This window comes from Acinetobacter sp. YH12072 (genome assembly GCF_013419565.1).
Lineage (GTDB): Bacteria > Pseudomonadota > Gammaproteobacteria > Pseudomonadales > Moraxellaceae > Acinetobacter.
Genome location: NZ_VOZV01000037.1, coordinates 21,361 through 28,010 on the forward strand (window position 1 = coordinate 21,361; position 6,650 = coordinate 28,010).

Sequence of the window (6,650 nt, forward strand, 5' to 3'; positions counted from 1 at the left end):
ATGGTTTTACTTAGGCTAATTTTCTCAAGGAATAATTTTAAGAGAGAACATCTTCAGGGACACGCACCCAACCTTCCATTAGCACACGCGCACTACGACTCATGATGGCTTTTTTTACTTTCCATTCTCCATTTTCCTGCACTGCTTGCGCACCCACTCTTAAGGTACCGGAAGGATGACCAAAGCGGACTGATTCACGTTCACCGCCACCCGCAACACGATTGACCAAAGTTCCCGGAATCGCTGCCGCTGTTCCAATCGCTACAGCGGCTGTTCCCATCATGGCATGATGCAACTTACCCATCGATAAGGCACGGACCAGAATATCGCTATCTGTTTCAGTGACTTCCTTACCACTAGAGGACGTATAAGTCTTTGGCGGAGCCACAAAAGCGATCTTTGGCGTATGCTGACGTGTAACAGCTTCACTAATGTCCTGAATCAGACCCATCTGTTGAGCAGCATAGGCTCGGATGGTTTCAAACTTCACCAAGGCAGCTGCATCATTATTGATATGGTCCTGTAACTCGGTACCGTTATAGCCCAGATCTTCTGCCTTTAAGAAAACTGTCGGGATCCCGGCATTAATCATCGTTACTTCAAAGCTGCCAATATTCGGTACTTCTAGCGTATCGGTTAAATTTCCGGTCGGAAACATTGAACCGCCCTCGGCATCATCATCGGCAGGATCCAGAAATTCAATCTGTACTTCGGCTGCTGGGAAAGTTACGCCATCCAGCTCAAAATCACCTAATTCCTGAACCTGACCATTCTGCATCGGTACATGGGCGATAATGGTTTTCTGAATATTCGCCTGCCAGATTCGCACCGTACACAGCCCATTTTCAGGAATACGTGCAGGATCGACCAGGCCATTGGAAATCGCAAATGCCCCAACTGCTGCAGTCAGATTGCCACAATTACCACTCCAGTCCACAAAAGGTCGATCAATCGATACCTGACCAAAAAGATAATCCACATCATGATTTTCTTGCTGACTTTTAGTCAGAATCACGGTTTTGCTGGTACTTGAACTGGCACCGCCCATCCCATCAATCTGCTTGCCATATGGATCCGGGCTGCCGATCACTCTTAATAATAACTGGTCCCGAATTCGGCCTGCCTGTTGTGCAGCAGCAGGTAAATCGTCCAGTTTAAAGAACACCCCTTTACTGGTGCCTCCGCGCATGTAAGTGGCCGGGATTTTGATTTGGGCAGCGAAACTCATGAATACTTTCTTCCTCTGGCTTGTCTTTATTCTGATCAAAATTATTGAATATTTCTGAGACGAGTATAATCGGTTTAAAGCCAAGTAGCTGCCTTGCCCGACCTAAGTATAAAAAAACAGCATTTGTGTCGAGTTAAAAAAACAGCAAACTCATCAGTTACATTTTCAATAAAATTAATATATTGATTCACATATCTTTTATTCTATTTATTTTTATAATTTTTTTTTATAAATACGATAATAATATTTCATCCAGACGGGTGCTCTAGGCTTCTTATCTTTGTTCCATTACAATCTTTATACCTATTTCTTACATTGTCGGGCTGAACACTTTGAATAACGAGTCTTCACAACTTCAGCGTGGCTTAAAGAACCGTCATATTCAGTTGATCGCCATGGGCGGTGCAATTGGCACAGGCTTATTCTTAGGTTCCGCACAGGTGATCCAATCTGCGGGTCCTTCTATTATTCTTGGCTATGCCATTGGTGGCTTAATTGCATTCTTAATCATGCGTCAATTGGGTGAGATGATTGTTCATGAACCTGTAGCAGGTTCATTCAGCCATTTTGCTTATAAATACTGGGGCAAATTCCCTGGTTTCCTTGCGGGTTGGAACTACTGGATCTTATATATCCTGGTGGCTATGACCGAGCTCACCGCCGTTGCAAAATATATTAATTACTGGTGGCCTCATATTCCTGCTTGGACCTCAGTCCTGTTTTTCTTCATCGTAATTACGCTGGTCAATCTCGGCAATGTGAAATTCTACGGTGAATCAGAATTCTGGCTGTCTATTGTGAAAGTGACTGCGGTCGTTTCCATGATTGTCTTTGGTCTCTATCTGATCCTGACTGCTGATGCCTCTTCAGGTGCTTCTTTCAGCAACCTTTGGACAGCAGGCGGTTTCTTCCCGAATGGTTTTGAAGGCTTATTCTATATGCTGGCCTTCCTGATGTTTGCCTTCGGTGGGATTGAACTGATCGGGATGGCGGCAGCAGAAGCTGAAAATCCAGAAAAAACCATTCCAAAAGCGATTAATCAGGTCGTATTCCGTATTCTGGTATTCTATGTAGGTGCATTGACCATTCTATTGTCTTTAGTACCTTGGAATCAGTTAGAGCTTGGCGGCCTAGATAAAAGCCCGTTTGTGATGATCTTCAGCCAGCTGGGGATTGACTGGGCAGCACATCTGCTGAACTTCATCATCCTGACAGCGGCACTCTCTGTTTATAACAGTGGTATGTATGCCAATAGCCGTATGCTTTATGGTCTGGCACAGCAAGGTAATGCCCCTAAAATCTTCAAGACTGTGAACAAACAAGGGGTTCCTATTCCTGCAGTACTGTTCTCTGCCCTGCTGATTTTCGGCTGTGTACTCCTAAACTACTTTGTTCCTGAAGATGCCTTAAGTCACCTGATGTATGTGGTGGTAGGTGCATTGGTACTGAACTGGGCCATGATTAGCTTGACCCACTTCAAGTTTATGCAAAGCATGAAGCAGTTAGGACAAAAGACCAGTTTCCCTGCATTGTGGTCACCTGCAAGTAATATTCTGGTTTTAGCTTTCATTGCAACCATTCTTTACATCATGTGGACACAAGGCTTTAAAGAATCAGTACTGATGCTTCCGATCTGGGTAGTGATCATGTTTATTCTGTTTAAGGCACTGCGCCCTAAGAATTAATCAAAAAATCTTTTAATCGATGATTTTTAAAGTTATTGCTGCGGCAATAACTTTTTTTTTGCATTTTTTACAGTACAATAGCCTTCTTTTCGCGCCCTTAGCTTAACTGGATAGAGCAGTTGCCTCCTAAGCGACCGACGTGGGTTCGAGTCCCGCAGGGCGCACCACCCTTTCAAAATGTGATCTATACTTCAAAAAATTAGCGTTAATCTTCATATTTTTAGAATATTTTTTATACAAAAAATCATTTTTTCTCCATTATTTTATTTCTTTTACTTTCAAATACTTATTTCAAAATAAGGCTATTTTTTGGTGCAAAAACTCTATTTTGGTGCTTTTTTAGACTAATTAGTTTTTTCTAGAGCATTTACTCTTATTTTAATTGTGCTATTTTTGTCACATGGAGTAACAAATGATTGCGGATAAATACCCGAAATCTCCAAGAATTTAATAAGTGCAAACAACAACGCTAGATATAAATTTGTACCTCAAGGAAAGACGTAAATGAAATTAAAAACATTAACTACTGCAATGATTCTCGCAACTGTACCAATGACGGGTGCATTTGCTGCGGCAATGGACCGTTCAGGCCAATCTATTGCAGCCTTCCTACAACCTGGTAACTATTTTGAAGCAGGTATTTCTGTTTTAGATGCAGATGTCTCAGGACAAGAAGCTGGCGAATTAGACACACGTCGTTCAATTAGCGATATGGCTGACAGCTATTATTTTCCTCATGCTGCATTAAAATTACAACTTACAGATAAGTTTTCATTTGGTCTCTTATATGACCAACCTTTTGGTGCAAATGCAGAATATAGCGGTAATAACGCTTTTGTATCTCAAGGAACTGACCAAGTTCTCACTCCATCAAGTATCGCGAATATTACTCAAAATTCAGTTAGTCAATTAGTGCAAGCAGCTGGAGCTAGTTTTGCTCCAGCTTTGACTGCTGTTACAGCAGCTGCACCAGCAGGCACTCCACAGCAGAGCTTAGTACTAGGTGCTTTACAGCAAGTTGCTGCATCAAATCCAATCGTTGCAGCAGGCTTACAACAATTACAAGGAACTCAAACTGCTTTAGTGAATGCTAATGCTGCATTAGGTCAAGGCAATACTGAGGTTGAGGTACATACACAAAATCTTAGTTTTGTTTTTGGCTACCAACCAACCCAAAACTGGAATATCTATGCAGGACCAGTATATCAAACTGTTAAAGGCGACTTAAAATTACGCGGACAGGCATATAGTATTTTTAATGGCTATGATGCAAATTTCAAAGAGACAGGAGACTTAGGATGGTTAGCAGGTATGGCTTTCCAAATTCCTGAGATTGCCTTAAAAGCTTCTTTAACTTATCGCTCTGAAATCGACCATAATGCGAGCACTACTGAAAGATTATCAGTTTTAAATAATCCTCTTGCTGCTGCATCAGTTACAGGACTCTTAAATGGTTTAGGTGTACCAACTACTTATACAGATGCAATGACTGAATCTGGTAAAACCAAAATTACTACTCCGCAATCTGTAAACTTAGACTTCCAAACAGGTATCATGGCAGATACCGTAGCATTTGCTAATGTACGTTGGGTAGAGTGGTCTAATTTCTCTATTCGCCCATACCAGTTTGGTAAAATAAGTGAAGCTGTTGGACAATTAGATTCTGTGAATCGTCCAGATGGTTTCCACGTAGTTGAATATGATAAAGATCAATGGTCTGCAACAGTAGGTGTAGGTCGTAAGCTTTCTGAGCAATGGGCTGGGAATGTCTCTGTGGGTTGGGATTCTGGTGCAGGTAATCCAGTTTCAACACTTGGACCAACAGAAGGTTATTGGAATGTTGGTTTAGGCGTTCAATTTAGTCCTACTCCAGCTACATTTATTGCTGGTGGTGTGAAATACTTCTGGTTAGGTGATGCAGAATCACAAACTGCAGCTCAAGTCGGTGAAGATAACCGTATTGTTGGTGACTTCAGCGATAACCATGCAATCGCATATGGCTTAAAAATGGGCTATCGCTTCTAATTCCTGATAGTTAATAAAGACCACCTTCGGGTGGTTTTTATTATCCCAATTATATTTTTATACACCTGTATACTATTCGATGCTTTTATCACCAATCAAATTTTGCCTAAATTTTGTTTTTAATATCTTTTGATAAAAATTATTATTTGTTTATTTTCATTAAGTTAATCAAAAAAATATAGTATAAATACTCTAAGCAATCATTTTTTATAACCGCCATAGTTCATTTCTTGGACGAAGTGGAGCATTTACTCTTTTTAAATTTGTGTTACTTTTCCACAACTTTTATTAATATTTATGCAACATTGTCAAGGATGAGCCATGAAGCTTAAGCCAATCTCTATCGCTATTCTTCTTTCTAGCCTGCCTACTTCTCTCGTGTTCGCTGCCGGTTTAGACCGTTCAGGCCAGTCTATTCAGGCTTTTTTACAACCTGGTAACTATGCGGAAGCGGGTATTTCTGTTTTAGATCCAGAAGTTCAAGGTAAAGACAATGCCGGCAATAAAGTCAGCGATATGGCTGAAGATTACTACTTCCCTACTGCTGCTATAAAAATTCAGGCAACTGATAAAATATCTCTGGGTTTACTTTATGACCAGCCATTTGGAGCTGACGCTCAATATGCGCCTGAATCTAATGCTTTTGCTACAGTAAATACCAATACTGGTGTATTGGAGGGCACTTCTGTTGAAGTAAAAACCAATAGCATTACAGCACTTATAGGGTATCAGCCAAATGAGAACTGGAATGTTTATGCCGGACCTGTCTATCAAAGCGTAAAGGCGAAAGTCTCCCTACGTGGTACAGCTTATAGAGGCCCGCAAGTTCTTGGCGGTTATGATATTGACCTTAAAGAAAGTGAAGCTTACGGTTGGTTAGCTGGTTTTGCATATTCTATTCCTGAAATTGCCTTAAAAGCTGCTGTGACTTATCGCTCTGAAATTAAACATGAATTAGATACCACAGAAACCTTCGGTTTTGGTACAGATGGGGCTTTATATATTCCTGGATTAACTGGCACATTATTGGGTAAACCAGTAATTCCAACTTACCATAAAGCGGAAATTACTACACCACAATCAGTCAACATTGACTTACAGTCAGGCATTGCAAAAAATACCTTAGCCTTTGCTAATATTCGCTGGGTACATTGGGATCAGTTTGCAGTAAAACCTGCTTATTTATCTCAGCTAACTGGCGCACTCACCGGAAAACAGCAGAATCTTGTCGATTATTCAGATGATCAATGGTCTGCAAATGTGGGTTTAGGTCATAAATTTAACGTTAAATGGTCAGGCTCTGCTGCTGTAGGTTATGACTCTGGTGCAGGAAACCCGGTAACCACCTTGGGTCCAACTGAAGGTTATTGGAGTGTCGGTCTAGGCGGCCAATACAGCCCTGCAGAAAACTATTTTATCCAGGCTGGGGTTAAATACTTCTGGCTAGGAGATGCACAAGCACAAACAGGTGGTGAAGTAAAAGGTAGCTTTGAAGACAACCATGCCATGGGTTATGGCCTAAAAATCGGCTACCGTTTCTAAGCAATAAAGAGTTTTACTCTAATAAAAAAAGGCACCCTTTGGTGTAATGCCAGTCAGTTAAGAGATTGACTGGCATTTTTTTGGGTATTTCTGTGGTTTCCCTTTCACAACTCGTGGGTAGTTTCTACTTCTTTTTTTCGGTAAAACATACCTTTTAGATTTTTCCATTA

4 protein-coding genes and 1 tRNA gene are annotated in these 6,650 nt (G+C 41.0%); 4 read left to right on the forward strand and 1 reads right to left on the reverse strand.

All coding sequences use genetic code 11. From position 1 onward, the window contains the following. Positions 1-37: 37 nt before the first annotated feature. Complete coding sequence (prpF, locus tag FTU19_RS13620; protein WP_004783077.1) at positions 38-1,228, reverse strand: 2-methylaconitate cis-trans isomerase PrpF; 1,191 nt, start codon at positions 1,226-1,228, stop codon at positions 38-40. A gap of 332 nt (positions 1,229-1,560) precedes the next feature. On the opposite strand from prpF, the gene FTU19_RS13625 reads away from it, so the two are divergent. The 4 genes from FTU19_RS13625 to FTU19_RS13640 all read left to right on the forward strand — a co-directional run bounded on the left by FTU19_RS13625 (position 1,561) and on the right by FTU19_RS13640 (position 6,480). Beyond that, positions 1,561-2,913, forward strand: coding sequence for an amino acid permease (locus FTU19_RS13625; RefSeq protein WP_179993356.1), 1,353 nt, complete (start codon positions 1,561-1,563; stop codon positions 2,911-2,913). A gap of 91 nt (positions 2,914-3,004) precedes the next feature. After that, positions 3,005-3,080 (forward strand) — tRNA-Arg (locus FTU19_RS13630). Positions 3,081-3,417: 337 nt separating this feature from the next. Further along, the gene (locus FTU19_RS13635) at positions 3,418-4,938 is read left to right on the forward strand and encodes an outer membrane protein transport protein (RefSeq protein ID WP_179993355.1); all 1,521 of its coding nucleotides are present in this window, start codon (positions 3,418-3,420) and stop codon (positions 4,936-4,938) included. Between the two features lie 321 nt (positions 4,939-5,259). Then, on the forward strand, positions 5,260-6,480 hold the full coding sequence (locus FTU19_RS13640) for an OmpP1/FadL family transporter (RefSeq protein ID WP_180012295.1): 1,221 nt from the start codon (positions 5,260-5,262) through the stop codon (positions 6,478-6,480). Positions 6,481-6,650 lie beyond the last annotated feature (170 nt).

Bases quoted from the DNA above. Each gene is read 5' to 3' on its own strand.
- FTU19_RS13635 (WP_179993355.1), top strand. From the start codon at position 3,418: ATGAAATTAAAAACATTAACTACTGCAATGATTCTCGCAACTGTACCA.
- FTU19_RS13640 (WP_180012295.1), top strand. From the start codon at position 5,260: ATGAAGCTTAAGCCAATCTCTATCGCTATTCTTCTTTCTAGCCTGCCT.
- prpF (WP_004783077.1), bottom strand. From the start codon at position 1,228: ATGAGTTTCGCTGCCCAAATCAAAATCCCGGCCACTTACATGCGCGGA.